General features: G+C 42.3%; 25 protein-coding genes. 18 read left to right on the top strand and 7 right to left on the bottom strand.

What is annotated here, in order from left to right:
- The first annotated feature begins 86 nt into the window (after positions 1-86).
- From IGJ15_RS09150 to glyS, 5 genes are all read left to right on the top strand, one after another.
- Positions 87-2,099 (top strand): beta-galactosidase, encoded by a 2,013-nt coding sequence (locus IGJ15_RS09150; protein ID WP_194186206.1) that lies wholly within the window; start codon positions 87-89, stop codon positions 2,097-2,099.
- Positions 2,099-3,856, top strand: a complete 1,758-nt coding sequence (locus tag IGJ15_RS09145; RefSeq protein WP_010748049.1) for a glycoside hydrolase family 35 protein — start codon at positions 2,099-2,101, stop codon at positions 3,854-3,856. The genes IGJ15_RS09150 and IGJ15_RS09145 overlap by 1 nt, the downstream gene beginning before the upstream one ends.
- A 298-nt stretch (positions 3,857-4,154) precedes the next feature.
- On the top strand, positions 4,155-4,394 hold the full coding sequence (locus IGJ15_RS09140; RefSeq protein WP_010748050.1) for a hypothetical protein: 240 nt from the start codon (positions 4,155-4,157) through the stop codon (positions 4,392-4,394).
- 15 nt (positions 4,395-4,409) lie between these two features.
- Positions 4,410-5,321, top strand: a complete 912-nt coding sequence (gene glyQ, locus IGJ15_RS09135; protein WP_010748051.1) for a glycine--tRNA ligase subunit alpha — start codon at positions 4,410-4,412, stop codon at positions 5,319-5,321.
- Between the two features lies 1 nt (position 5,322).
- Positions 5,323-7,395, top strand: a complete 2,073-nt coding sequence (gene glyS / locus IGJ15_RS09130; protein WP_010748052.1) for a glycine--tRNA ligase subunit beta — start codon at positions 5,323-5,325, stop codon at positions 7,393-7,395.
- A gap of 230 nt (positions 7,396-7,625) precedes the next feature.
- Here glyS and IGJ15_RS09125 read toward each other — a convergent pair whose 3' ends face one another.
- The 5 genes from IGJ15_RS09125 to IGJ15_RS09105 all read right to left on the bottom strand — a co-directional run bounded on the left by IGJ15_RS09125 (position 7,626) and on the right by IGJ15_RS09105 (position 11,208).
- On the bottom strand, positions 7,626-7,730 hold the full coding sequence (locus tag IGJ15_RS09125) for an IS3 family transposase (RefSeq protein WP_311902430.1): 105 nt from the start codon (positions 7,728-7,730) through the stop codon (positions 7,626-7,628).
- Positions 7,731-7,746: 16 nt separating this feature from the next.
- The gene (locus IGJ15_RS09120) at positions 7,747-8,481 is read right to left on the bottom strand and encodes an IS3 family transposase (protein ID WP_311902439.1); all 735 of its coding nucleotides are present in this window, start codon (positions 8,479-8,481) and stop codon (positions 7,747-7,749) included.
- Positions 8,482-8,516: 35 nt separating this feature from the next.
- Positions 8,517-9,209 (bottom strand): helix-turn-helix domain-containing protein, encoded by a 693-nt coding sequence (locus IGJ15_RS09115; protein ID WP_010748054.1) that lies wholly within the window; start codon positions 9,207-9,209, stop codon positions 8,517-8,519.
- Positions 9,210-9,366: 157 nt separating this feature from the next.
- Positions 9,367-10,044, bottom strand: a complete 678-nt coding sequence (locus tag IGJ15_RS09110; protein ID WP_010748055.1) for a response regulator transcription factor — start codon at positions 10,042-10,044, stop codon at positions 9,367-9,369.
- 18 nt (positions 10,045-10,062) lie between these two features.
- On the bottom strand, positions 10,063-11,208 hold the full coding sequence (locus tag IGJ15_RS09105; RefSeq protein ID WP_010748056.1) for a sensor histidine kinase: 1,146 nt from the start codon (positions 11,206-11,208) through the stop codon (positions 10,063-10,065).
- Between the two features lie 231 nt (positions 11,209-11,439).
- Here IGJ15_RS09105 and IGJ15_RS09100 point away from each other — a divergent pair, with 231 nt between their 5' ends.
- The 4 genes from IGJ15_RS09100 to IGJ15_RS09085 are packed head-to-tail and all read left to right on the top strand — an operon-like array spanning position 11,440 to position 15,100.
- On the top strand, positions 11,440-12,669 hold the full coding sequence (locus tag IGJ15_RS09100; RefSeq protein WP_010748057.1) for an efflux RND transporter periplasmic adaptor subunit: 1,230 nt from the start codon (positions 11,440-11,442) through the stop codon (positions 12,667-12,669).
- Positions 12,653-13,327, top strand: a complete 675-nt coding sequence (locus IGJ15_RS09095) for an ABC transporter ATP-binding protein (protein ID WP_010748058.1) — start codon at positions 12,653-12,655, stop codon at positions 13,325-13,327. Before IGJ15_RS09100 ends, IGJ15_RS09095 begins: the two co-directional genes overlap by 17 nt.
- Positions 13,324-14,529 (top strand): ABC transporter permease, encoded by a 1,206-nt coding sequence (locus IGJ15_RS09090; RefSeq protein ID WP_010748059.1) that lies wholly within the window; start codon positions 13,324-13,326, stop codon positions 14,527-14,529. The genes IGJ15_RS09095 and IGJ15_RS09090 overlap by 4 nt, the downstream gene beginning before the upstream one ends.
- A 16-nt stretch (positions 14,530-14,545) precedes the next feature.
- Positions 14,546-15,100, top strand: a complete 555-nt coding sequence (locus IGJ15_RS09085; RefSeq protein ID WP_010748060.1) for a hypothetical protein — start codon at positions 14,546-14,548, stop codon at positions 15,098-15,100.
- Between the two features lie 71 nt (positions 15,101-15,171).
- Here IGJ15_RS09085 and rlmD read toward each other — a convergent pair whose 3' ends face one another.
- Positions 15,172-16,548, bottom strand: coding sequence for a 23S rRNA (uracil(1939)-C(5))-methyltransferase RlmD (gene rlmD, locus IGJ15_RS09080; RefSeq protein ID WP_010748061.1), 1,377 nt, complete (start codon positions 16,546-16,548; stop codon positions 15,172-15,174).
- A 114-nt stretch (positions 16,549-16,662) separates the two neighbouring features.
- Between rlmD and recX the strand changes: the two genes are divergently transcribed.
- The 4 genes from recX to IGJ15_RS09060 all read left to right on the top strand — a co-directional run bounded on the left by recX (position 16,663) and on the right by IGJ15_RS09060 (position 20,351).
- Positions 16,663-17,457 carry a recombination regulator RecX gene (recX, locus tag IGJ15_RS09075; protein WP_010748062.1) on the top strand — a complete coding sequence of 265 codons (795 nt, stop codon included), beginning with the start codon at positions 16,663-16,665 and terminating at the stop codon, positions 17,455-17,457.
- Positions 17,450-18,601, top strand: a complete 1,152-nt coding sequence (gene mutY, locus IGJ15_RS09070) for an A/G-specific adenine glycosylase (RefSeq protein ID WP_010748063.1) — start codon at positions 17,450-17,452, stop codon at positions 18,599-18,601. The genes recX and mutY overlap by 8 nt, the downstream gene beginning before the upstream one ends.
- A 93-nt stretch (positions 18,602-18,694) precedes the next feature.
- A complete protein-coding gene (gene ntdP / locus IGJ15_RS09065; RefSeq protein WP_005225863.1) occupies positions 18,695-19,228 on the top strand; it encodes a nucleoside tri-diphosphate phosphatase in 534 nt (177 codons plus the stop codon).
- A gap of 160 nt (positions 19,229-19,388) precedes the next feature.
- A complete protein-coding gene (locus IGJ15_RS09060) occupies positions 19,389-20,351 on the top strand; it encodes an N-acetylmuramoyl-L-alanine amidase (RefSeq protein WP_010748064.1) in 963 nt (320 codons plus the stop codon).
- 67 nt (positions 20,352-20,418) lie between these two features.
- Here IGJ15_RS09060 and IGJ15_RS09055 read toward each other — a convergent pair whose 3' ends face one another.
- Positions 20,419-20,853: a GNAT family N-acetyltransferase gene (locus tag IGJ15_RS09055; protein ID WP_010748065.1), complete on the bottom strand. Its 435-nt coding sequence runs from the start codon at positions 20,851-20,853 to the stop codon at positions 20,419-20,421.
- A 145-nt stretch (positions 20,854-20,998) separates the two neighbouring features.
- Here IGJ15_RS09055 and IGJ15_RS09050 point away from each other — a divergent pair, with 145 nt between their 5' ends.
- From IGJ15_RS09050 to IGJ15_RS09030, 5 genes are all read left to right on the top strand, one after another.
- Positions 20,999-22,114 (top strand): AI-2E family transporter, encoded by a 1,116-nt coding sequence (locus IGJ15_RS09050; protein WP_010748066.1) that lies wholly within the window; start codon positions 20,999-21,001, stop codon positions 22,112-22,114.
- Positions 22,115-22,226: 112 nt separating this feature from the next.
- On the top strand, positions 22,227-23,603 hold the full coding sequence (locus IGJ15_RS09045; protein ID WP_005225867.1) for a hemolysin family protein: 1,377 nt from the start codon (positions 22,227-22,229) through the stop codon (positions 23,601-23,603).
- A 239-nt stretch (positions 23,604-23,842) separates the two neighbouring features.
- Positions 23,843-24,859, top strand: coding sequence for a lipoate--protein ligase (locus IGJ15_RS09040; RefSeq protein WP_010748067.1), 1,017 nt, complete (start codon positions 23,843-23,845; stop codon positions 24,857-24,859).
- Between the two features lie 11 nt (positions 24,860-24,870).
- Positions 24,871-25,596, top strand: coding sequence for a methionine ABC transporter ATP-binding protein (locus IGJ15_RS09035; protein WP_010748068.1), 726 nt, complete (start codon positions 24,871-24,873; stop codon positions 25,594-25,596).
- Entirely contained in the window at positions 25,583-26,251 is a 669-nt protein-coding gene (locus IGJ15_RS09030) for a methionine ABC transporter permease (protein ID WP_010748069.1), read from the top strand. Before IGJ15_RS09035 ends, IGJ15_RS09030 begins: the two co-directional genes overlap by 14 nt.
- The last annotated feature ends 4 nt before the right edge of the window (positions 26,252-26,255 follow it).

Raw genomic sequence — 26,255 nt, 5'->3', positions numbered from 1 at the left:
TGTTTCATGTATTATACTACAACAGAATGAAAAGCCTTACAATAAGAGAGTAGAAATCATTTTATTTTAAAGGAGCGTTCACTTACATGACAAAATTTTTTGATAGAATTCTATTTGGCGGCGATTACAATCCAAATCAGTGGCCGAAAGAGATTTGGGAAGAAGACATTCGGATCTTTAAAAAAGCAAGTATCAATAGCGCGACCGTCAATGTTTTTTCATGGGCAAAGATCCAACCCTCTGAAAATTGTTATGATTTTGAGGAATTGGATCAAATCATCGAAAAATTAAGTACGGAAGGTTTCGACATCGTCTTAGCCACTTCCACAGCTGCTTTGCCAGCTTGGATGTTTAAGAAGTATCCAGAAGTCGCTCGCACCGATTATGATGGACGCCATCATAAGTTTGGGCAACGGCACAATGCCTGTCCCAACAGTTTGGTTTATCAAACATACGCAGAACGCTTGGCAACGAAATTAGCCGAACGTTACGGCGAAAATCCACAAGTGACTTGTTGGCACATCAATAATGAATACGGCGGCGAATGTTATTGCGACAACTGTGAAAAAGCGTTTCGTGTCTGGTTAAAGGATAAATATCATACGATCGAAGCACTGAATAAAGCCTGGAATATGGAATTTTGGGGTCATACCGTGTATGAATGGAATGAAATCGTGCTGCCAAATGCGCTGTCAGAAGGAATCGGATATGACAAGACGGCATTTGCAGGAATTTCTATTGACTACCGACGGTTCAACTCGGATAGTCTTTTAAAAAACTACATGATGGAGCGGGACGCTATTCGGAAAATCGATTCCACAACACCGATTACAACGAATTTGATGGGAACCTTTAAAGGACTGGATTATTTCAAGTGGGCAAAGGAAATGGATTTGGTTTCATGGGATAATTATCCATCGTACAATACGCCATGGAGTTTAGTAGCCATGACTCATGATCTAATGCGCGGGTTAAAACAGCAGCCCTTTATGCTGATGGAACAAACACCTTCCCAACAAAACTGGCAGCCTTATAACTCATTAAAAAAACCAGGACAGATGCGGGCGCAAAGCTACCAAACGATCGCTCATGGGGCAGATACGATCCAATACTTCCAATTGCGACGTTCCATTGGTGCTTGTGAGAAATTCCATGGTGCAGTCATCGAACATGTCGGTCATGAAGATACGCGGGTTTTCCGAGAAACAGCAGCTCTTGGGGCTGAATTAGCGCAGCTTTCAGACATCATTGGCACGCAAACCCAAGCACAGGTTGCCGTGATTTTCGATTGGGACAATTATTGGGCATTAGAATACACGAGTGGTCCGACCGTTGATCTGAAATATGTTGAACAGATCCATCGCTACTATCGCTATTTTTACGACCAAAATATAGCGGTCGATTTGGTTCCCGTGGATGCTGACTTATCAAAATACAAGCTAGTCGCAGCTCCGGTTCTTTACATGATCAAAGAAGGGATGCAAGAGCGGCTCACTGATTTCGTTAAGCAAGGTGGTGCCTTACTTACGACGTATATGAGCGGCATCGTTGATCAATCAGACAATGTTCACTTAGGCGGTTACCCTGGCCCCTTGCGGGAGTTAGCTGGCATCTGGGTGGAAGAAATCGATGCATTAGCCCCAGAACAATCAAACGGGGTTTCGTTAGTCAATGAAGAACTTACAGGAACAAGTAATTTAGTCAGCGATTTGATCCATTTAGAAAACGCCGAAGCGCTAGCGCATTACACGAGCAATTTCTATGCAGGAATGCCGGCAGTGACCAAAAATACATTTGGCGATGGAACCGTCTATTACTTTGGTGGACAGTTGGAAGTTCAGCTGCAAGATCAGCTTTTCAAAACGATTGTCGAAGAAACCGGTATTACCCCAGTGATCGAGGAGGCAACAAAACTAGAAATTGCCTGTCGTGAAAATGCAGAGGCGAAATTTTTCGTCATCATCAATTTCCACGAAGAAGCACAACCGCTGCCAGAAATGTTTGTTGGAAAAACGGATCTTCTGACGGGCGAGGTTCTTTCTTCAGAAATGATGCTGGCACAATACACCACCTATATCGTCAAAGAGGAGCGTAACTGATGCGAACTTTTGCTATTGAAGATGACTTTTATTTAGACAACAAGCCGTTTAAAGTGATCTCTGGAGCGATCCATTATTTTCGTGTCGTTCCTGAATATTGGCAAGATCGTTTAGAGAAACTACGCTTGATGGGCTGTAATACCGTGGAAACCTATGTTCCGTGGAATCTCCATGAAGCACAGGAAGGCGTCTATCAATTTGAGGGGATCCTTGATTTGCGGCGATTTATCCAAACGGCACAAGAAGTAGGGCTTTATGTCATTTTGCGACCAGCACCTTATATTTGTGCGGAGTGGGAATTTGGTGGGTTGCCTTATTGGCTATTGCAAGATCCTATGATGAAGCTTCGGTTTGATTATCCCCCATTTATGGAAAAAATCACTCGTTATTTCGCCCATTTGTTTCCACAAGTGCGGGATTTGCAGATCAGCCAAGGCGGTCCGATTATAATGATGCAAGTAGAAAATGAATACGGCAGCTACGCCAATGATAAAGAGTATTTGCGGAAAATGGTGGCTGCGATGCGGCAGCATGGTGTAGAAACGCCGTTAGTGACCTCTGACGGACCTTGGCACGATATGCTAGAAAACGGCAGTATCAAAGACTTGGCATTGCCTACGATCAACTGCGGCTCCAACATCAAGGAAAACTTTGAAAAACTTCGAAGATTTCACGGAGAAAAACGGCCACTGATGGTCATGGAATTTTGGATCGGCTGGTTTGATGCCTGGGGTGACGACCAGCACCATACGACCTCAACACAAGATGCAGTAAAGGAATTGCAGGATTGTTTAGCATTAGGTTCTGTCAATATCTATATGTTTCATGGCGGGACCAACTTTGGCTTTATGAACGGGTCAAATTATTATGAACACTTAGCGCCGGATGTCACTAGCTATGATTACGATGCCTTGTTGACAGAATGGGGAGAACCAACTGCCAAATACCAAGCTTTCAAAAAGGTGATCGCTGACTATACGGAAATTCCAGAGTTTCCCTTGAGTATGGAAATTGAGCGAAAAGCTTATGGAACATTCTCAGTGAAAGAACGAGTCTCCTTGTTTTCGACGATCGACACAATCAGTCAACCGATCATAAGTAATTACCCCTTATCGATGGAAGCCTGCAATCAAGCGACAGGTTATATCTATTATCGCTCACTGATTGGGTCTGCTCGGAAGATTGCCGACTACCGTCTGATCAATACGATGGATCGTGCCCATACGTTTATCAACCAGGAACTTTTGCGCATCGATTACGATCAAGAAATCGGTCAAACCTACAGTTTCGATTTATCAGAATCAGAAAACGAGTTGGGGATCTTGGTGGAGAATATGGGGCGGGTCAATTATTCTGTAAAAATGAACCATCAGCACAAAGGCATCAAAGACGGTGTGATCATCAATGGCGCCTTCCAAAGCAACTGGGAAATCTATCCCTTACCGATGGATAATTTGCATGCCATTGATTTCCAAGGGAAATGGCAAAAAGGACAACCAAGTTTCTCACGCTTTGAATGTGTTTTTGATGAATGTGCAGATACCTTTATCGAATTGCCAGGCTGGGGTAAAGGGTTTGTCCAAGTCAATGGTCATACGATCGGCCGTTTTTGGGAAAAAGGACCGCAGCAGCGCTTGTACGTCCCAGCACCGTTTTTAAAAATCGGAATGAATGAGATCATCGTTTTTGAAAGTGATGGGAAAATCGCTGATGAGATCGTCTTTCATGATCAGGCGGATTTAGGCCCAGAAGCATAAAAGTTCAAATTAATCATTGACAAACCCTAGCTTCAACTACTATCATAAGGGTAATCGAATCCGTGCTATGATCGGAAGAAAGAAAGAAGACCATTCCATGAAGCGAACTTGGGAGAGTGAAAGCCAAGTTGGAACCTTATTTCGCAGGCGTCCGTGAGCATGATCAATGAAGCTGCCGACTTGTCGGAAGTAGGGTGGAACCGCGAATTTATCGTCCCTATATCTATACACTTTGTATAGATATAGGGACTTTTTTATGTTTCACACCAAGAATAGCCAAAAACAAAGGAGGGTTTTTATGTTATTTGATATGACGATTCCAGCAAGTGCGTTTACCGAAAAAAAGCTCAAAGTATTAGCAAGTATTCCACTGCAAGTTCGCCTTTTAAAGGATGAACAGCTTTTACATGAATTTACAACGAATCCAGACCAAATGCTTTACGACTTATCGGATGTTTTAGAAGCAGATGTCGTGGTCGAAGTGAAATTGATCCCTGGATCAGTTGTCGAATTTTATCCTGTCGTCAATGCGTTATAAGAAAGGAAGAAAAAGATGAGTAAACTAACTGTGCAAGAGATGATTTTGACCCTGCAAAAATTCTGGTCCGAAAACGGCTGTATGCTGATGCAGGCCTATGATACAGAAAAAGGGGCTGGAACCATGAGCCCATATACATTTTTACGTGCAATCGGTCCAGAACCATGGAACGCCGCTTACGTAGAACCTTCTCGCCGTCCAGCTGATGGCCGCTACGGGGAAAACCCAAATCGTTTGTATCAGCACCACCAGTTCCAAGTCGTGATGAAGCCTTCTCCTGAAAATATCCAAGAGCTTTATTTAGAAAGCCTGCGTCTTTTAGGGATCGATCCATTAGAACATGATATTCGTTTTGTCGAAGATAACTGGGAAAATCCTTCAATGGGTTGTGCAGGTCTTGGTTGGGAAGTTTGGTTAGACGGGATGGAGATCACTCAGTTTACCTACTTCCAACAAGTCGGCGGCTTAGCATGTAAGCCAGTGACATCAGAGATCACTTACGGCTTAGAACGTCTAGCATCTTATATTCAAGAAGTTGAAAGTGTCTACGATCTTGAATGGTCTGCAGGTGTCAAATATGGTGAGATTTTCCGCCAACCTGAGTATGAACATTCAAAATATTCCTTTGAAGTCAGTGACCAAGATTTGCTTTTAGGGAACTTCGATCGTTTTGAAAAAGAAGCAAAACGCTGTATCGATGAACGCTTAGTTCATCCAGCTTACGACTATATCTTAAAATGCAGCCATACCTTCAATTTGTTGGATGCACGTGGTGCAGTCTCCGTCACTGAACGTGCTGGGTACCTCGCACGTATCCGTAACATGGCACGTCAAGTAGCAAAACTATTTGTAACAGAACGGGAAAACCTCGGTTATCCATTGCTTGATCCAGAAGTGGCGCAAAAACTGATTGAGGAGGGAAAATAAGATGGCACAAAACCTATTATTAGAAATCGGCTTAGAGGAATTACCTGCGAATGTCGTAACCCCAAGTATGAAACAATTACAAGAAAAAACGGCAGCTTTCTTAGATGCTCATGCGTTGCCTTATACAACGATCGAAGCCTATTCCACACCTCGCCGCTTGGCTGTCTATGTCACCGGTATTCCTGAAAAACAAGCGGATACGCAAGAAGAGGTCAAAGGACCAGCGAAAAAAATCGCGTTAGATGATGCAGGCAATTGGTCGAAAGCAGCTCAAGGGTTTGTTCGTGGACAAGGATTGACAACCGATGACATCACCTTCCGTGAATTAAAAGGGGTTGAGTATGTCTATGTAACAAAACATACCCAAGGTCAACCAACCGTTGAGGTATTGAAAAGATTGCAGGAAGTAATCACGAGTTTGACGTTCCCAGTAACGATGCACTGGGCAGACTACGATTTTGAATATATCCGACCAATTCATTGGATCGTCGCACTCTTTGGTGAGCAAGTCATTCCTTTCCAAATCCTTGATATTGTTACCGGTCGCGAGTCAAAAGGTCATCGTTTCTTAGGTGAGGCAGTCACGTTTGATCATGCGGACGAGTATTTGGAAAAAATGAAGCATCAGTTTGTCATTGCTGATCCAAGCGAACGTCAACAAATGATCACTGCACAAATCAATGCGATCGCTCAAGAAAACAACTGGCGGATCGATTTAGATGAAGACTTGCTAGAAGAAGTGACAAATCTGGTTGAATACCCAACAGCCTTTGTAGGGGACTTTGAAGAAAAATATCTTTCTGTCCCTGAAGAAGTATTAGTTACTTCTATGAAAGAACATCAACGTTACTTTGATGTCCGCACCCTTGATGGAGAATTGCTGCCGCACTTCATCTCTGCCCGCAACGGGGATGCTGTGAAGATCGATAATGTCATCAAAGGAAATCAAAAAGTCCTGACCGCTCGTCTAGAAGATGCTGAGTTTTTCTACAATGAAGACAAAAAGCTAACCATCGACCATTGCGTGGAAAAGCTTAAGCAAGTCACCTTCCACGAAAAAATCGGCAGCTTGTATGAAAAGATGCAGCGTGTCGGACTAGCAGCGCAAATCATCGGGAAGACCGTTGGTTTAACACAAGAAGAACTGACCGACCTTCAACGGGCAGCTCAAATCTATAAATTTGATTTAGTGACCAATATGGTAGGGGAATTCCCTGAATTGCAAGGAATCATGGGGGAAAAATATGCCCTGATCCAAGGAGAAAAACCAGCAGTTGCCCAAGCGATTCGTGAACACTACATGCCGATTTCAGCAGAAGGCGAGCTGCCACAATCGAAAATTGGGGCTGTTTTAGCGATTGCGGATAAATTAGACAGCTTACTTGCTTTCTTCGCTGTTGATATGGTTCCAAGCGGTTCAAACGATCCTTATGCACTTCGTCGGCAAACCTACGGGATTATCCGCATCCTAGCTGAAAAGCGCTGGTACTTCCCATTTGCTCAGTTGCAAGAAGAGATTCGTGAAGCCGTTAATGCCCAACCAGAAGTTTTTGGGATTCAACTTGCCGCTGGTCAAGAACAAGTGACCGATTTTGTGAAAGGTCGTCTGCGTCAATTCTTACTCAGCAAAAATACGCGTCATGATGTCATCGAAGCTGTCTTAGGCGCACGTCAAGCAGACATCAGTACGTTGTTTGAAACGGCTCAAATGTTAAGGGAGCATCTGCAAGACACCGACTTCAAACCTTCGATGGAAGCTTTGACACGGGTGATCAATTTAGCGAAGAAAGCTGAATTGGATCAAGCAGCAATTGATCCTGCCTTGTTTGAAAACGACTCTGAAACTGCCTTGTATGAAGCGGTCTTAACAGTAGAGGACAAGTTCCCACATCAAACGATGGAAGAAAACTACCAAAGCTTAGTGGCATTGCGCCCATTGATCGAAGCTTATTTTGATCAAACAATGGTCATGGTGGAAGATGAACAAATTCGCCGCAACCGTTTTGCCTTGTTGGATAAAATCGCGAAGATGAGTCTGGCAGTGGCTAGTTTAGATGCTTTGATTACGAAATAAAAGAAGCTTGCAGTTGCAGGTTTCTAAATAAAAAAAGCTGGAACTGAAAGAATGCTGGGCTCCCCGTCAAGTGGACAATGAAATAGAATAAAATTATTTTGACGACTGTCTACCGAAATTCGGTAGGCAGTTTTTATGTTTTTTACTTTGTTTAACCTCAACTTTGCTCGACTGGCCTCCTTCTTGGTTAAGCGGATTTATTCTATTCGCTTGTCCAAGAGGGGGAGTGATTAAGCTGCCATTAATAATTCTTGATGAACTTGGCTCGGTGTTTTGCTCTTCAAACATCGTTGATAGCGACCATTGTTGTAATAGTTCATGTATTTCTCGATCATTTCAACGAGACTTTCTCTACTGATAAACTTTCGCCGATAATATTTTTCGCTTAAGCATTCCCCAGAAGCCTTCCATTGGACCATTATCGGTACAACGGGCGACACGAGACATACTCTGCTTCATTTTCGCTTTCTTTAGCTTTGTGCAAAAAACTTTACTTGTATATTGAAATCCGCGATCGCTATGAAATAGCGGATGAGCGGTTGGTTCGGCGGCGACTGCTTGATCGAAGGTATCAAAGACTAATTTATTATCATTTTTGTCGCTGATGACAAATGAAACAATGCGACGATCGGCGAGATCGAGAATAGCGCTCAAATAGATTTTCTTCACTTCGGCCCCTTCATAATACTTGAATTCACTCACATCTGTTAGCCATTTTTGATTCGGTTGATCCGCATAGAACTTTCGATTCAAATAATTTTTCGCAATATGATACGGAGTCTTGGATGCCTTAGTGATACTATTGCCTGAATGCTTGATGGTTGATTGGATTTGAAGTTTGCGACAGATTCGAAGAATACGCTTGTCATTCACTTGAAAGCCATAATCATTCACGAGATCTTCACAGATTCTGCGATATCCTTTATCGTTGTCTGCTTCATAAATATAACGAACAAGGTCTGCCAACTGTTCATTCAATACCACTTCAGGCAGTTTGGGATTTTTTAACCAACGATAATAGGCCGATCTTGTGACATGGAGCAGGGTACACATGGTGTTAATTGGATAGCTTTTTGTCTCGTGCAGCTCTTTGATCGATTGGTATTCAAACGTATGACGAACTAATTCAAATCCCGCCTCCTTTCTAACTCGCTGACTTTTTTTAACAGGTCATTTTCCATTTCAAGCAACTTGATCCGTCGTTCTTGTTGAGCCAGTTTATCGCGCATTTCTTCTTCGGGTGTTCTGGCTGGTTTACTTCCCGCTCGTTGCCCTCGACGGTCTTCTAAGCCTTTTTCTCCCATCTCGTCGTATTTCAACACCCAGTTCCGAACTTGTTGGTAAGAGACTTGGTACTGAATCGCGGTTTTCCCATAGTCTCGACCGTTGATAATACAGTCATGCACAATTTTAATTCGTTCATTCAATGTTGTTTTTCTGGATTTACTCATTCTACTTCCACCACTTTCTGATTTGAAGTTTCTATGAGTATTATATATCTTTAACCAGTCTTCTAATTGTTTTTTGTTACGAAGCCCGTATTTCTTGGCGACAGCTCTTAAGCTACCATATGTTCCAGCTAAATAATCATGGACCGCATTCAGTTTCAACTCTGTTGAGTATGATTGATTCCTTTTTGTAGGGAGTAAACCTGTGGGTCCTTCATTCTCATAAAGAGTGATCCACCTTTCTATCGTACTGAAACTTACTTGTGCTTCTTTGGCCAGGCTGTTTATGCTAGCTTCATTTTTTAAAGCTCTTTCTACAAAAGCTAGCCGTTCTTCTGAACTTAATTTCATTTTTCCTCTAGACATACAAACTCCCCCTATATAAGCCACTTTATATTTCAGTGTCCTATATAGGGGGAGCATATCAGAATCAGTTCTGGCTTTTTTCTATGTTTCTCGATTTACTTGTGTTCAGTCCCAAGAAAACCGTCCTTTTCGTACAATGAAAGGACGGTTTTTGATGTTAAATTTTATAGCCGATCCCCCAAACGGTTTTGATATAAGAGGACTTCTTGTGGGTATCGTGCATTTTTTCCCGAAGGTTTCGAACGTGGACCATGATAGTATTATTGGAAGACGTGTAATATTTTTCGCCCCAAACCTCTTGAAACATTTCCTCAGAGCTTACCACTTGGCCTTTTCGCTCCATCAATAATTTTAAAATGGAAAATTCGATGGGCGTCAGGAAAAGTTCTTCTTCTTGCAAGAAACATTTTCGCTTATTGACATCTAATTCCAACTCCCTCACGATCAATTTGTTTTGATCTGAGCCGTTGTATTGGGTCGAGCGGCGTATCTGAGCTTTCACCCGAGCGATCACTTCCAACGGACGAAAGGGCTTGGTGATGTAATCATCGGCACCAAGGGTCAAACCAGTGATCTTATCAATTTCCTCAGATTTAGCTGTCAACATAATAATTGGGTAATGATGCTTTTTGCGGATGATTTTACACAGGTCAAAGCCTGTGATATCTGGCAGCATGACATCAAGAATTGCCAAAGAAAAGCTGTTTTGCTCGATCTGTACCTGAGCTTCATTCCCATCTGCACAAGTGATGACAGAAAAATTTTCGTTTCGTAAATAAAAGGCAATCAAATCTGAAATTTCTTTTTCATCTTCAACTAAAAGTATCTTTTCCACTCGTATTGACCTTCCTTTTCAGTGAACTGACTTTCTCGTTTTTTCGTGTTGGTTTGTCGCTAAAGGCAATGTGACGATCATTTGAATCTCATTGTTCTTGCTAGCAGCTCGGATCATTCCCTGATGCGCCAAAATAATTTCTTTGGCGATCGCCAATCCGAGACCTGCTCCACCTGTCTTGGTTGAACGAGCTTGATCCAGACGATAAAATTTTTCAAATAATGCCTCCAATTGTTCTTGTTCGATCGGCTCACTTTGATTCGCTAGGATAAAAGTTGCTGCTTGTTCGTCTACGGTTAGCTGCATTGTGATCGTGGTTTGATCAGGCGCATAGGCAATGGCATTTTTTAACAGATTGTTTAACACTCGCGCCAACTGTTCACTATCGGCTTTTAATTTCAAGCTCTCTGGTCCAGAGTAGCAGATGGTTTGTTCTTTTTCTTTCAGCAGCGGATAGAATTCTTCTTGGATTTGCTTCAGTAAGAAGACGAAATCAAGTTCCCGTTGATACAATTGGATGACTTGTAGATTAAAACGGGTGATGTCGAAAAATTCATTCATCAGCGTTTCCAAACGCTCAGACTTTTCTAGAGCAATCGTCAAGGATTGCGTCATTTGTTCATTGGTCAAGTTTTTCGTATCCAACAATAGGTTGAGATAGCCGATCACTGAAGCTAAGGGAGTCTTCAAGTCATGCGCCAAATAGGTGATCAAGTCCTTGGTGCGCTGTGTTTCTTCCTTTAAAAGAGCCTCATTGCGGTTCATCGAATCTTTTATTTTTAATAATTCATGATCGATCGCTAGGCTGCCCGTCGAACTTGCTTCCGATTGAGAGAAAAAGAGCTGAATTCCTTCGGCGATCCTTGCAATTTTTTTCCTTGAAACATAACGATAGATAAAATAGCAAATCAAGGTAACGGCAAAAACGAGAAAGAGGGAGAATGCCAAGAACAATTGTTTAATAGGGCGCCAGTCGACAAAGGTACCAACGATCATCCCGCCTTCGCCATCACTTGTTTCCACAACGCCATCTGTAACAAGGTTTGACAAAAAATTATCTAGCACCATTTGAATGAGTCTCGTTTCCTTTAATAGCCATAAGGCTCCTACCAATAAGAAGAAGCCAACCAGAAAAAAAACAAATGAAGAATATTTACTACGCATGAAACAGTCCTTTCTAACTCGTTCTTGATTCTTTCTTGATTATAGCAAAGAGGAGTAAGAGCGAATAGCTAATTCTTCATATTAATAAAAAAAGAATGGAAAAATTCTATTTTCTTAAGAAATTTTCAGCAGATATTAAGAGAAACGTTCAAAACGGAAATTGATTCAATGGTTAAATAAAGGTGGTCATTCGATTAACCAATCAGGAAGGTGAGATGTTTGAGAAAGCATATGAACAAATCAAAAAAGAGTTTTATGATCATCAGTAGTTTACTGATCATCGGCAGTTTAGGCTGGACGAGTGCCTGGGGGATTGCTCGTCGTGAAGAACCTTCCATCACTCAAATAACTTTGCAAGATCTGCAACCGAGAGCAGATTTTTACTTAGTAGGAGTCGTTGAACCAGCAAGAACGGTTGAAGTCAAGGTGGATAGCTCAAGAGGATCAGTTGTTGAGAAAAAAGTAGAGGCAGGGGATCAAGTCAAAGCAGGGCAAGCTCTTTTTGTTTACTCTAACCCTGAGGGGGCTTTGGCCATTAAAGAAGCAGAACAGGCGACGGCAAATCGCTCGAGAGCTGTGGAACAAGCAAGACGGCAAACGAATCAAAAATGGGAACAATACAATAAGGTCACGAATCAGCTGGAGGAGACGAAACAAAAAATTGCCAGTGCGGAAGAAGAGGACAAAGAAGGGCTGGAAGATCGTAAAACCGATTTGGAAATGCAGCAAAGTCAATTACTGCTAGAAGCGCAAAACTTGGAAAGCAGCATTGGCGATGCCGAATTAGAGCTGGAACGGGCAGAATTAGAACTACGTTCAGTCAAAGAGCAACATGGCTCAGACGTCGTGGAAGCCGAAATTGATGGAATCGTTAAAGACGTGGACGAGCGACAAATGAATCGAAGCGCAAGTGAAGCGGCTCCAGAGAATCCTTTTATGACGATCGTTGATACCAGTCGGCTCTTTTTAAAAGGGACTGTGGATGAATTTCGCCGCAATCAACTTGAGCCTGGTCAAAAGGTTGAACTTAGAGACCGTAATGGCGGCAGTCAGCGATGGACTGGAAAGTTCACCCGAGTTGGGGATATGAAAGAGCCTTCGGTAGTGGTTGAAGAACAAGGCGCAAACCCCAATTTGTCGCAATTTAGTTTTGAGGTCGTTTTAGATGAAAGTGAAGAGCCACCTAGTATTGGCATCCATTGTTTTGTAGAACGCATTGAGGAAGAGCAAACCGCGATCAAGCTGCCCAAATCTTTCGTGTTTTATGAAGAAGATAGGCCCTTCATCTACGTCGTTGAGGACCATAAAATCAGTAAACTATCCGTGGAAATCATGGAAGATGAAACGGATGAAGCCATGTATCTGTTAGAAAGTGAACTGGATATGCAAGTGGTGCTCGTCTTCCCAACAGTTCGGATCCAAGAAGGAATGGATGTGAAACCAAATGATCCAACTGATTGATGTCTGCAAAACGTTCCCACAGGGCACTAGCGAAATTCACGTTTTGAAAAAAATCAACTTAACAATCAATGCTGGCGAATTTGTTTCCATCATGGGCCGGTCAGGATCAGGCAAGTCGACCTTGATGAATATTATTGGCTGTTTAGACACGCCAACAACGGGCAGCTATCTACTTGATGGTAAAAATACCAGTCAATTGAGTGAAGACGAACTGTCCGAGATCCGCAATCAAAAAATCGGCTTCGTGTTTCAAAATTTTGAACTGTTGCCCAAACTATCCGTTTTACAAAATGCTGCCTTACCGCTCTTGTATGCTGGTATCAATCAGGAAGAACGTACGTCTCGAGCTATTCACGCCTTAGAAAGTGTCGGATTGAGGGATCGGATCGATTTTAGGATCAATCAGTTGTCGGGGGGGCAAAAACAACGAGTAGCGATCGCTCGGGCATTAGCAGGAGAAGCAAATGTGATCTTAGCAGATGAGCCGACAGGTTCTTTAGATACCGCTAATAGTCATGAGATCATGGCGCTATTTACTAAGCTGAATCATCTAGGAAAAACAGTGGTTTTGATTACCCACGAACAAGAAGTCGCGGACTATGCAAAGCGGCAAATCGTCATTAAAGATGGTGAAGTTGTTGAGGAGGGCAAAAGATGACCGAAAATATTCGCTTAGCCATTCAAGCAATCTACCAGCATCGTTTGCGTTCCTTGTTGACGATGCTAGGAATCATTGTCGGGATTGCCTCCATCATTTCCATTGTGAGTATCATCAACGGAAATACTGAGAACATGAAAAAGCAGCTGATTGGTGGTGATACTAACTCGATGCGGATCGAATATGACGCTAGAAGTGCTTTTTTAGCGGGCGAAAGCGGCAGAAATGATCGTTTGCCTGATTACGCCCCGCAACTATCAGAAGGAGAGCTGCAAAAGCTGTTGACTATTGATCACGCCAAGAACGTTAGCTTGTTCTATGAAGCCAATCTGACAGTTTTCCAAAGAGACCAGCAAACCGATACGACAGTGCTAGGCATGGATGGCGGGTTCTTTGAAATTTTGCCCCATACGATCCTTGCTGGCAGAGCAATGACTGAAACCGAATTGCAGACACAAAAACAAGTTGCGGTGATTACGAAAGATTTGGTGGAAATTTTTTTCTCGTATCGTGATCCTATCAATCAACTGATCGAAATCAATGGGACGCCCTTTCGCATCGTTGGCGTAGCTGTTTCTGACACGGAGCAACTGTCAGGGAAATATGTCTTCATCCCTCGAGGCAGCCAAAGTTTCGTCGAAGGAAAGCTCAACCAAAGGCCAACAGTGCTGTTTCAGGCAACGAATGCGGACGTCTTAGAATCAGCAGTCGTTCAAGCCAGCCATGAATTGACCAAGAGTATTCCGCCTTCAGATTTTGTTTTTTCCATCCGCAACTATGATGAAGTGCAGAAAATGACCGATGATATCAATCGATCGAATATGATTTTACTGGGGGGAATTGCTAGCATTTCCTTACTCGTCGGTGGGATCGGTGTAATGAATACGATGCTGGTCAGTGTGACAGAGCGTACCAGAGAGATCGGTTTGAAGAAAGCATTGGGTGCCAAACGTAAAGTGATTTTGCAGCAATTTTTGACAGAAGCAATCGTTTTATCGGTGATCGGGGGGCTGATTGGCATCATCGTCGGTCTGCTCATCAGCCTGATCGCTTTGCGTCTGTTAGAGTATCCGATGACGATCTCATTGTTATCCATTTTGATCAGTGTGTCATTTTCAATGCTGATCGGTACTATTTTTGGTTACTTACCCGCTTATAAAGCGTCGAAATTAAAACCGATCGAAGCATTACGCTATGAATAAAAGGAAGGTGTTTTTTATGATAAAAAAACAAACAGCAATTATCTTGTTTGTGGCATTACTTAGTGGTTGTGGTGTTGCTGCGAATGACCCACAGACAAACAACGACAACGTACCGATCAACAACCAAATCAATACGCCGCAAACGCAAACAAGTCAAAGTGGAGACGAGACCCAAAATAATCACGATCAAACCGATCAGACAAAAGCGCAACAAGTGACTCAGACTGATGCAGAGCGAGCGAATGAGGAATTGGCACAAGCAGATGAAACGGGCACACTCATTCTTATTGATGGTGATCGTTTTGAGATGGAATTGACGAACATTTCTCAAGGAACAGGGGAAGACGGCGAAGTCTTTGATATGGCGATCGCATCTGAGGAAAGATTATCTTTTACGATTACTAGCGAGACTGAGATAAAAGTAATTTTATATGATGCACAATCGCATAATTCTCGAATCGTGGAGGGGTCACGTGCGGATCTGCAGCTTGAACGATCGGTAAGTCTTTATGGGCAGCGAGTAGGGGACACCTTTATTGCCACGAAAGTCCTCGTCTTACAAATCAATTAATCGTTATGCTTAAAAGACAACGAAAACAATATTCGCCTGACAAATCATCTTGTGATTTGTCAGGCGAATGATTATTTGCGAGTCAATTTTACCACTACTTCGCAGCGGGCGGTTTGTGGAAACATATCTACTGATTGCAGATATTCTACGTGAAACACTTTGGCTAATTGGACCAAGTCTCTTGCTAAAGTAGAAACATTACAAGATATATAGACCATCTTCTTCGGTGGTTGTTTCAGCAAAGCTTGCAATAATCGTTCATCCAAGCCTGTCCTTGGCGGATCAACAATGATGCTATCAGGTTTGAAGCCTTCATTGAACCATTTTGGTAAGAGCTCCTCAGCAGTTCCCGTTTCATAATGGGTATTTTGGGCACCAATGCGGCGTGCATTTTCTTGGGCATTTTCAATTGCTTGAGGAATAATGTCCATGCCGCGGACTTCTTTGGCATAAGGAGCCACGCTCAACCCAATCGTTCCCACACCGCAATAGGCATCAACGACTGTTTCATTTTTGCTCAAGTCAAGGGCTTTTAACCCTTCTTGATACAAGATGCTGGTTTGCTGTGGATTCAGCTGGAAGAATGCGCGGGCGGACAAGTCGAAGGTCAGTTCATTCAACCGTTCTTCGATCGCTTCTTTGCCCCAAAGATGAATCGTTTCCTCGCCCATCACGACGGACGTTTTTTTGTTTTGCACATTTTGCATGATGGAAACGACTTGCGGCAAGCGCTGATTGATCTCGCGAATCAGCGCATTTTTTTGCGGCAGTTTGACAGAGTTGGTAATAAACACGACTTGAACTTCGCCAGTCGCGATCCCGATACGAACCATCAATGTCCGTAGAATCCCGCTGTTTTTGCGTTCATCGTAAATCGGGATCTGGTATTTATTCAACAATTGGACGATGCCGTTGATCACTTTTTGCGTATCTTGTTCTTGTACGAGGCAATCATCAATGGCGACTAAGCGATGAGACTCCATTTCGTATAAACCCGCTTCGATTCGTTTGGTTTGACTGTTGTAACGCAATTGAAATTGTGCTTTGTTGCGGTAATGCCAAGGAACATTCATGCCTAAAGTATCCCTTAGTTCAAACTGTTGGTAGCCTTTTGGCTTAAATTTTTCAAGTGCTTGTTTCAATAGGTCTTTTTTGAAGTCTAATTGTTTGTCGTAGACTAAGTGCTGCAATTGGCAGCCGCCGCACCGGTCGTAAAACCTGCAGGGTGGTTGGATGCGATCGCTGCTTGGCTTGATGATTTTGGTCATCTTGGCTTCAGCAAAGCGGGGAGATGCTTTGGTGACTTCGGCAATGACCTGTTCCCCCGGTAGAACACGGGGAACAAAGATGATCAGCTTTTTGTAATACCCGATGCCTTCTCCGTTGATCCCCAAGCGTTTGATCGTTAGTTGTAGTTTTTGTCCAAGCTGGACTTGTGTATTTGCCATGTGAACTCCTTAAATAAAATAGTCAGTTCATTTTACCACATTTTTTCAGCTTGATTAGAAGGAATTTCATCGTAGTTGTGGTAAAATAGAATGTACGTTCGCGAGGTGAAGAAGATGAATACAATTATTCGTATCAGTAAAGGAAAAGGACCATTTTATGAAGTGGCGACATCAGAAGGTGAAACGCTGCGGGTCTCAGAAGATCTTTTGGTCCGTTTTCGGCTATTAAAAGGCAAGGAACTGAGTGAAGAAGAATTAAAAGAAATCAAAAAAAGTGCGGGGTTTGATTTAGGATTGCAGCAAGCCATGAACTATATTAGCTATCAGCTGCGTTCTGAAATGGAAGTCCGTACCTATTTGAAAGACAAAGAAATCGAAAAACAAGACCGAGACTTAGTCGTTGAACGTCTGAAAGAGCTGAATTTGATCGATGACAAAAACTATGGAGAGAGCTACATTCGCACCCAAGTCCGCATGAGTGACAAAGGACCCGTGGTCATCAGTCAGCAATTGAGAAAAAAAGGATTAAAAGATCCCGTGATTCAGGAAGTATTGCCTTTGTATACCGAGGAAATGCAGTTTGAAGTCGGTTATCATACGGCTGAAAAAGCGAGGCGTCGTTTTCACAACAAAAGCCATAAGGAAATGATCCAAAAGATAAAAATGCATTTGATGCAAAAAGGTTTTCATCAAGGAGTCATTCAAATGATTTTGGATGAATTACCAATGGAAAAAGATGAGGACCAAGAAAATGAAGCGCTCCAAAGAGAAGGTGCTCGCCTTATGCGGCGGCATCAGCGATTACCGTTGATGAAACGAAAAATGAAAATCAAGCAAGGCCTTTATCAAAAAGGGTTTGCCATCGATGATATACAACGATTCTTAGATGAGGAAGTAATGGATGAGTAAGCAATGGGAAACTTGGGATGAAGAAAAAATCAAGACGTTCCAAGAAACATTTTTAACTTGGTATCATAAAGAAAAACGCAATCTGCCTTGGCGGGCGACCAACGATCCGTATGCAATCTGGATCTCAGAGATCATGCTTCAACAAACACGAGTGGAAACAGTGATTGGCTATTTCTATCGTTTTATGGAACAATTCCCGACGATCCAAGACTTGGCGGCAGCCGAAGAACAAAAGCTTTTAAAGGTTTGGGAAGGTTTAGGTTATTACTCTCGTGCCCGTAACCTTAAGGCTGCCGCCCAGCAAATCGTTGCCGAATTCGACGGAGAAATGCCCCGATCAATTGAAGAGATTCGCTCATTAAAAGGAATTGGTCCCTACACAGCTGGAGCCATTGGCAGTATTGCTTTTGGCTTGCCAGAACCGGCAATCGATGGAAATGTGATGCGTGTCGTCAGTCGGTTATTTTGTATCGAAGCAGATATTGCGAAAGCCAGCAGCCGAAGACCATTTGACGAGGCGATGAGAACGATCATTTCCCCCGATGAACCTGGTGAGTTTAATCAAGCCTTGATGGATCTTGGCTCACGAATCTGTACACCCACCACACCGAAATGTGAAGAGTGTCCCATCAGTCAGTATTGTCTTGCTTATGCGGAGAATCGACAAACAGACTTTCCAGTGAAATCGAAAAAAGCAAAGCCCAAAGATGTCTATTACATTGCAGGCGCCATCGAAGATCAAGGCTCGTTTTTACTCGTGCAGCGACCTGAAACAGGCTTATTGGCTTCTATGTGGCATTTTCCTTTGGTAGAAGTGACGAAAGAACAGTACGAGGCTCTGCAGCGAACATGGGCAAAAGAGGAGCAGCTGCAGTTGGATTTGATTGCCGAAGATGATGCACTCGAGATTTTTCCTGATCTACCTGTCGTTTGGCAAAAACGACATTTTGGCGAAATCACTCATATCTTTAGTCATTTGAAATGGCACGTCCTTTTATTTTACGGCAGAAAACGTGGAGAGCTCACGTTACAAGACAGCGAATGGGCAGCAAAAGAATCCTTTCAAAACTATGTTTTCCCAAAACCCCAGCAGAAATTGGTGGATCAATTAAAGAAATATCAGAAACTCGATAAAGATTTCTAGGCAAAGCTTTCTTTTATTGCTATAATATTAACGATGTCGGTGTAATGAACACCCAAACAAAACGCAAGTTTTCTTGCTGAGGGAAGGGTTGCTATGCGAGTTCCAAAAGAAGGAGAGTTTGTCAGCATTCAAAGCTACAAACATGACGGCAATTTGCATCGAACGTGGCGGGATACGATGGTCTTAAAGACCAGTGAATTCTCAGTGATAGGGGTCAACGATCATACATTAGTGACCGAATCAGATGGAAGACGCTGGGTTACCCGTGAACCAGCAATTGTATATTTTCATAAAAAATACTGGTTTAATGTTATTGCAATGATTCGAGAAAAGGGGGTTTCCTATTATTGTAATCTTGCTTCACCGTATTTACTTGATGAAGAGGCATTGAAATATATCGATTATGACCTTGATATCAAAGTATTTCCTGATGGCGAGAAACGTTTACTAGATGTGGATGAGTATGAATTGCACAGTAAGATTATGCAATATCCGCAAGACATTGATTTTATCTTGAAAGAAAATGTCAAAATTTTAGTAGATTGGATCAATAATGGCAAAGGACCCTTTTCGCAAGGGTATGTGGACATTTGGTATGATCGCTACAAGCAGTTGTCTCAAAAATAAGTGAAATGGGTCGGATCGCTCATTTTTCCCGAGAAACTTCAACCATTTCGGTTGAAGTTTTTTTGTGCTGTGAGAGGGTTGCTTCTAGCAGTTGCCTTTAAGTTCTGTTTAAGCTGCTAGTCCCATGATAGAAAGACCAAGAAAAAAGTGGGGGAAGCAAATGAAGAAAAAAGGGAAGCTTGTTATCGGTACTACCATGATTCTACTTTTTGCGGCAGGTTTTGCTGTGTTGAGAAATGATCATTTTGTTCAAGAAGAGACCCAAGAAAGCACGGCTCAAACCGAGTCGGACGCTCAAGCAGAAGAGGTCGCACAAACGGCAAGTATGGTCCAAATTTACGTGGATCCCTCAGAATACGATGCAGCGATTGAAAGTGAGAACGATTATGTATCGATCTATCAGACAACAAGTCAAGAGACCGTCATCGGGAAGATCCACCGTGGAAGTTGGGCAACCGTACTTAGTCAAACAGAAGAGATGGTTGAAATCCAAACAGACGATGGAATAACGGGTTACATTGAAAAGCATTCTGCATCCATCCAAGAAGTTCCACTTTCGGAGACTCCAAAAAAATTGTCAGACTTTAAAGTCGTTCTTGATGCGGGGCACGGCGGCGAAGATTCTGGGGCACTGTCAACGGATCAAACGATCATGGAAAAAGATTTGACGTTAGCCACCGTCCAAACGATTGGCGAAGTACTGACCCAAGCGGGAATTCAAGTTAGTTATACACGCACCGAAGATCGCTATTTAGCGCTGTCTGAAATTACTGCAGCTTCACTCTCGGAGGAACCAGATCTATTTATCAGCATTCATTACGATAATTCAGAGCTAACAAATAGCATTCAAGGACTGACAACTTACTATTACTATACTGGGGCAAAAGAGATGGCAGAAACGATCACTTCCAGTTTGAGTAGTTCAGTGGCATTGAGTTCCAACGGCACTCGTTTTGGTAACTATTATGTTTTACGAGAGCAATATATTCCAGCAGTTTTGTTGGAGTTAGGCTATTTGAACAGTGACACTGATTTAGCGGTGATTACAAGTGAAGGCTATGATCAAAGGGTGGCGCAAGCGTTGCTGACAGCGATTGAAGAGATCGTTGAAGCAGAGGAATAAAAAGCAGCGACCCCAAAACAGAGAAAGGATCTGTTTTGGGGTCGCTGTTTTAAGTAATCACTGCTCGTTAAAAGGTTTTGCTCATTTTGATATGGGGCATATCCGCGTCTAAAAAGACATCGCCTTCAGGCTGATAACCTAACTTCAAGTAAAATTCTTTGGCAGTTAACTGTGCCCCTAACGTGACTTTTTTGATTCCTTGTTTTTGAATGAATGCTTCCGCTCCCTCGATCAACTGCCTGCCGTAGCCTGAACCTCGATGAGCAGCTGGCACCGCCATTCGCTGTAATTTCACCTCATGATCAGAGATCGGTAAAAAACGTAAGGTTGCGACTGCTTCATTGTCATTGTCATATAAGACGAAATGAACAGCCAATGCCTCATTTTCATCTACTTCTAATGCTAATGGAACCCCTTGCTCTTTTACGAACACTTGATTTCGTATTTTCAATGACGCCAAATAGATCTCACTTAGCGTATCTTTTGTTTGTGCGATATGCATAAAAAAAAACTCACCTCAGCTATGATTTCTCCGTTATTTTTATTAGTATACCACTTTTTTTACAAATTTCTTTTTTTTGCGGCTAAAGTCGCAAGCTTTTTTTTACAAAATCAACTATAATGTTATAAAAAAGGGAGGGAATCTTTTGTTCGACAAATTCAAACAATCAAAACTGTTCTTTTGGTCATTGGAAGCATTGGTTTTAGTGACACTCGTGTTTGTGTTAAGTAAAGTCAATTTTCTATTTGCACCGATCGGCACGTTTTTTTCTACTTTATTTGCACCAGTATTGATTGCTGGCTTTCTGTATTATCTGCTAAATCCAATCGTCCTATTTTTGATGAAAACGACAAAAATAAAACGACTGTTTGCTGTCATATTGGTTCTATTGTTATTAGTAGCAGCAATCATCTTGATTTTCGTCAGCGTTATTCCTAATCTGGTGAGTCAGATTACTTCATTGGCGGAAAATATTCCAACATTTGCCAAAAATATGGAAAGCTGGATCTCAAGGATCGCAGATGATCCATTTTTCAAACAAATCGATATCGCGCAGCAGTTAGAAAACCTAAATCTTTCTTATGGTTCTTTGCTGCAGCAGTTTCTTAGTGGGTTATCCACTAGCTTAGGATCGATCGTCAGTACGATTGCTTCCGCGACGATGATCATCGTTACAGTCCCATTCATCCTTTTCTATATGTTGAAGGATGGAGAAAAGCTAGTTCCTAATCTGAAAACAGTCTTTCCAGAAAGAAGACGAGATCAGATTGTTGGGTTGCTAGGTGATTTAAACAAGACACTATCCAATTACATCAGTGGGCAAGCGATCGAATGTATTTTTGTCGCTACCTTCACGTTTATTGGGTACTGGATGATCGGCGTCAACTATGCCTTTCTTTTTGGGGTGATCGCAGGGGTCACAAACTTGATTCCTTATTTAGGTCCGTATCTTGGCTTGATTCCAGCAGTCTTAGTAACGGTCTTTGATGAACCGTTCCGCGCATTGCTGTGCTGTGTCGTGGTACTAGTCGTCCAACAATTAGATGGAAATGTTATCTACCCGAATGTGATCGGAAAATCATTAGCGATCCATCCATTAACGATCATCTTGGTTTTATTGGTCGCTGGAAATCTGGCAGGTTTGCTGGGAATTTTCTTAGGAGTACCGTTTTACGCAATTTGTCGGACGATCGTGGTCTTTATTGTTCGTCTGATCAAAGATGACAAAATCAAGAAAAATCAAGAACGGTTGATCGAGTAATCAATGACTGGTGTTTTTTATTGCAAAGAAAAAAACTTTGTGATAGGATTTTATCGTGGGCTAAGCCCACGATTTTTTTTAGAATATGAAAAAATAAGGAGAGAATGCTATTATGAATGCTGACCCCGAGAGTCAGTCGCTTCTAGCGCAAATTTTATTATTGATCGTTTTGACATTGATCAACGCTTTTCTAGCGGCCTCTGAGATCGCAGTCGTCTCAGTCAACAAAAACCGTGTGGAGCAAAAAGCGGAAGAAGGAAATGTCAAATCACAAAAATTATTGAAAATCATTGATAATCCAACAAATTTCTTGTCAACGATCCAAGTTGGGATTACCTTGGTGAATATCTTATCTGGGGCATCTCTGGCAGATACCTTGTCGACCCGTCTGGCACCTTTATTAGGTGGAGGAACGGCGGCTAAAAGCTTAGCGAACATTATCGTTTTAGCGATCTTGACCTATGTGTCGATCGTTTTCGGTGAGTTGTATCCAAAACGTATCGCCATGAACAAATCAGAAGAAGTTGCCCAGTTCACTTCTGGTGTGATTCGAACGATCGGGATTATTGCAAAGCCCTTCGTCTGGTTCTTATCTGCTTCAACAAGCTTATTGGCGCGGATCACTCCAATGGAATTTGACGATGAAGACACAAAGATGACCCGTGATGAAATGCGGTATATGTTGGAAACAGAAGGGGTCTTTGAAGAAGATGAATTAGAGATGCTGCAAGGGATCTTTTCATTAGATACGAAAGTCGCCCGTGAAGTCATGGTTCCTCGAACCTCTGCCTTTATGGTGGATATCAATGACTCAGTAGAAGAAATTTTGACTGAAATTTTAGCAGAAAATTATTCTCGTATTCCTGTATATAATGAAGATAAAGACAAAGTCGTTGGGATTTTGCATACCAAAAACCTTTTGAAATGTGCCTACAAATACGGTTTTGAAACAATGGACATCAAGCAGATCTTGCAAGAACCATTGTTTGTTCCAGAAACAGTCTTTATCGATGATTTGCTTTATGAATTAAAGAAAACCCAAAACCAAATGGCGATCTTGCTTGATGAATACGGCGGAGTCGTTGGGTTAGTTACGTTAGAAGACTTGCTTGAAGAAATCGTCGGTGAGATCGATGATGAATCCGATGAGGTCGAAGAGCTTTATGAAAAAATCTCTGATAAAGAATACGTGATCCAAGGTCGGATGCTGATCGATGATTTCAATGAAGCTTTCAATATGAGCTTGCATATGAGCGACGTCGATACGATGGCAGGCTACTTGATCACTGCTTTAGGAATGATTCCAGATGAAGGAGAGAAACTTTCCTTTGAAGTCGATAACGTGAAATTGATTTCTGAAGAAATGGAAGGATCACGTGTCTTGAAGATCCGTGTAATCTTCCATGATCCAGAAGAAGGCGAAGTGGAACCAGAAGAAGAACGCCGCTATTTCCGCAAAGATTTTGAGGAAGATGAGCCTCGCCGTTAAAGTTCCGCATGAATGAAATGAGAAAGACCAAGGCAACTGCTTTGGTCTTTTTTGTTCCTTTTTTTTACTTATTCCCCTTGATTTGTTTGTAAGAAACGGTTACGATAAATCTAATCAATAATACAGTTTAAAAACAGATAAAAAAACAAGTGTATCTTATCGTTAAGCAGTTTGATTGCAATTTTCCGTAAGAAAAGCGAGAATATCCATAGAAATCTAATAAGAACGAGGGGCTTGAAATGAAATTTTACCGTATGCTTAGTGAGGATATCCGTTACAATTTGGCAACTGAAGAGTATTTAATGAATAACGTAGATGTTTCAGAACCTTGTCTTCTGTTATACATACAAAAACCATGTGTTATAATCGGCAGAAATCAAAATGCGTATCAAGAGATTGATTTTGACTATTTAAGGAGTCGCAATATCGTGTTGACTCGCAGGACATCTGGCGGTGGAGCGGTGTATGATGATCTAGGCAACATGAGCTTTAGTTTTGTCACTAAAAAAGATGCCACGAGTTTTGGTGACTACCAAAGTGCAACACAACCGATCATGAAAGGTTTAGCGGCAATGGGAGCCAAGAAGGTTGAAGTACATGGCCGCAATGATCTGTTCATTGATGGGAAAAAGTTTTCTGGCAATGCGATGTATACAAAAAAAGGCCGAACGTATTCTCATGGCACATTGATGTATGATGTGGATCTAGAAGAATTAACAAAAGTTCTACACGTTGCCCAAGAAAAAATTGCCTCTAAAGCAACGAAATCCGTACGGAAAAGTGTGACGAATATTAAACCGTATTTGGCAGAACAATACCAATCAATGGATACCAAGGCATTTCGAGATACACTCCTTTGCCATATCTATGAAGTAGAATCGATTGATGAAATCAGTGAGCAAGAGATCGTCTTGACGGATGCGGATCGCCAAGCGATCCAAACGTTGTTTGAAGAACGTTACGCGAACAATGAGTGGATTTTTAATGAAGCGCCTGCTTTTGAATGGCAAAAAAGAAAGCGGTTTGCGCAGGTTGGGATCGTTGAAGTCGATTTTACTGTCAACAAAGGCAAGATTGCAGCGATTCAAATTACCGGTGATTTTTTTGGACAAAAAGAGATCAGTGAACTTGAAGCGATGCTACGAGGTATTGATTTTGAACAAAACACCATTAGCCGCTTGCTAAAGGATATTGCCATCGAGCAATTTATCCATCAGATGACTAACGCTGAATTTCTTGCGTTGCTGTTTGATTAGGAGGAAAAAAGATGCTAGAAGCCATCAACATCACAAAGCGTTACGATCGAAGCGTCCTAGATGGTCTTTCTTTTGCTGTTCAGCCGGGGGAAATTGTTGGGGTCGTCGGCAAAAGCGGCTCGGGGAAATCAACGTTGCTTCGGCTTTTGAACTTAATTGAGACACCTGACAGTGGGGAGCTGCTCTTTGACGGGAAACGAATCGATCCCTTAAACAAAAAGCAACTGCTACATGCGCAGCAGGAAATCGGCATGATTTTTCAAAATTACAATCTGCTACACAATCGAACCGTTTTTGAAAATGTCTATTTGCCCTTGAAGTTAATGGGGAAATCATCGGAGAAGGTGTTGGAGATGCTTTCATTTGTTGGGATGGAAGACAAAGCCGACAGTTATCCAGCCAAGTTGAGCGGTGGGGAGAAACAACGAGTAGCTATCGCACGGGCGTTGATCCGTGAGCCGAAAATCTTGCTGTGTGACGAACCCACTAGTGCGCTGGATGAAGATACGAAAGCCGATGTACTTGCTTTACTGCAAAAAGTTCAACAGACGTTTCAGCCAGCAGTCATTTTCGTTAGTCATGAGCTAACCGCAGTCAGACAAATTTGTCAACGTGTGTTTGTATTGGAAGATACCGTCTTTGCGGCGGAATTTGTCAATCATCCGCAGCCAATTGTCCGCAAAGAAAGCTCTTATGTGGACAAAGTGGAGAGGAGTTTGCTGCATGACGATCAGTGAGAGTATTTTGTATTATTTACCTGAATTACTTCAGTCTTTGAAAGAAACAGCGATCATGATGGGGATTTCGATGCTCGCAGCCATTGTCTTAGGACTACCGCTAGGTGTCTGGCTCTTTCTTAGCCGCAGTCGTGGGAAAAAAATCTCATTTCTTTATGAGGGTTTGAATCTCGTTGTGACGATTATCCGCTCATTTCCGTTTCTATTATTTGTCGTAGCCTTGATTCCACTGACGCGAATGCTTTTAGGTAGCTCATTTGGACCAATTCCCGCCAGTTTCCCTTTGAGCATCGTTGCTATGAGTATTTTTGCTCGTTTGACGGAGCAAGTATTGCTGGATGTCCCCGAAGAAGTTTCTTATTTGGCGAAATCCCTTGGTGTCAGTCAATGGCAATACGTTTGGTCGTTTTTACTGGTGGAAGCTAGAAGCGGCTTGATTTTATCTTTAACGACGACAGCAGTCAGCATGGTTTCTTATTCAACAGTGATGGGGATCGTCGGCGGTGGTGGTATCGGCGATTTTGCGATCCGCTATGGCTATCAACGCTATGAATATGGCGTCATGTATTTTGCAATTATCATCATGATTCTTTTGGTCTTTATCCTGCAAGGGATTGGCAATCAGGCAGCAAGAAAACTTGATAAACGAAAATAGGAGG

It is taken from the genome of Enterococcus sp. AZ079 (assembly GCF_050547255.1).
In the GTDB taxonomy this organism is placed as follows: domain Bacteria; phylum Bacillota; class Bacilli; order Lactobacillales; family Enterococcaceae; genus Enterococcus_D; species Enterococcus_D casseliflavus.
This window is presented reverse-complemented; position numbering and strand designations above follow the sequence as displayed.

Coding starts and splice junctions, on each gene's coding strand:
- ntdP (WP_005225863.1), top strand. CDS start 18,695: ATGCGAGTTCCAAAAGAAGGAGAGTTTGTCAGCATTCAAAGCTACAAA.
- glyQ (WP_010748051.1), top strand. CDS start 4,410: ATGAGTAAACTAACTGTGCAAGAGATGATTTTGACCCTGCAAAAATTC.
- rlmD (WP_010748061.1), bottom strand. CDS start 16,548: ATGGCAAATACACAAGTCCAGCTTGGACAAAAACTACAACTAACGATC.
- IGJ15_RS09115 (WP_010748054.1), bottom strand. CDS start 9,209: ATGTCTAGAGGAAAAATGAAATTAAGTTCAGAAGAACGGCTAGCTTTT.
- IGJ15_RS09085 (WP_010748060.1), top strand. CDS start 14,546: ATGATAAAAAAACAAACAGCAATTATCTTGTTTGTGGCATTACTTAGT.
- glyS (WP_010748052.1), top strand. CDS start 5,323: ATGGCACAAAACCTATTATTAGAAATCGGCTTAGAGGAATTACCTGCG.
- IGJ15_RS09060 (WP_010748064.1), top strand. CDS start 19,389: ATGAAGAAAAAAGGGAAGCTTGTTATCGGTACTACCATGATTCTACTT.
- IGJ15_RS09150 (WP_194186206.1), top strand. CDS start 87: ATGACAAAATTTTTTGATAGAATTCTATTTGGCGGCGATTACAATCCA.
- IGJ15_RS09045 (WP_005225867.1), top strand. CDS start 22,227: ATGAATGCTGACCCCGAGAGTCAGTCGCTTCTAGCGCAAATTTTATTA.
- IGJ15_RS09030 (WP_010748069.1), top strand. CDS start 25,583: ATGACGATCAGTGAGAGTATTTTGTATTATTTACCTGAATTACTTCAG.
- IGJ15_RS09105 (WP_010748056.1), bottom strand. CDS start 11,208: ATGCGTAGTAAATATTCTTCATTTGTTTTTTTTCTGGTTGGCTTCTTC.
- IGJ15_RS09090 (WP_010748059.1), top strand. CDS start 13,324: ATGACCGAAAATATTCGCTTAGCCATTCAAGCAATCTACCAGCATCGT.
- IGJ15_RS09125 (WP_311902430.1), bottom strand. CDS start 7,730: ATGATCGAGAAATACATGAACTATTACAACAATGGTCGCTATCAACGA.
- mutY (WP_010748063.1), top strand. CDS start 17,450: ATGAGTAAGCAATGGGAAACTTGGGATGAAGAAAAAATCAAGACGTTC.
- IGJ15_RS09055 (WP_010748065.1), bottom strand. CDS start 20,853: ATGCATATCGCACAAACAAAAGATACGCTAAGTGAGATCTATTTGGCG.
- IGJ15_RS09035 (WP_010748068.1), top strand. CDS start 24,871: ATGCTAGAAGCCATCAACATCACAAAGCGTTACGATCGAAGCGTCCTA.
- IGJ15_RS09100 (WP_010748057.1), top strand. CDS start 11,440: ATGAACAAATCAAAAAAGAGTTTTATGATCATCAGTAGTTTACTGATC.
- IGJ15_RS09040 (WP_010748067.1), top strand. CDS start 23,843: ATGAAATTTTACCGTATGCTTAGTGAGGATATCCGTTACAATTTGGCA.
- recX (WP_010748062.1), top strand. CDS start 16,663: ATGAATACAATTATTCGTATCAGTAAAGGAAAAGGACCATTTTATGAA.
- IGJ15_RS09145 (WP_010748049.1), top strand. CDS start 2,099: ATGCGAACTTTTGCTATTGAAGATGACTTTTATTTAGACAACAAGCCG.
- IGJ15_RS09140 (WP_010748050.1), top strand. CDS start 4,155: ATGTTATTTGATATGACGATTCCAGCAAGTGCGTTTACCGAAAAAAAG.
- IGJ15_RS09095 (WP_010748058.1), top strand. CDS start 12,653: ATGATCCAACTGATTGATGTCTGCAAAACGTTCCCACAGGGCACTAGC.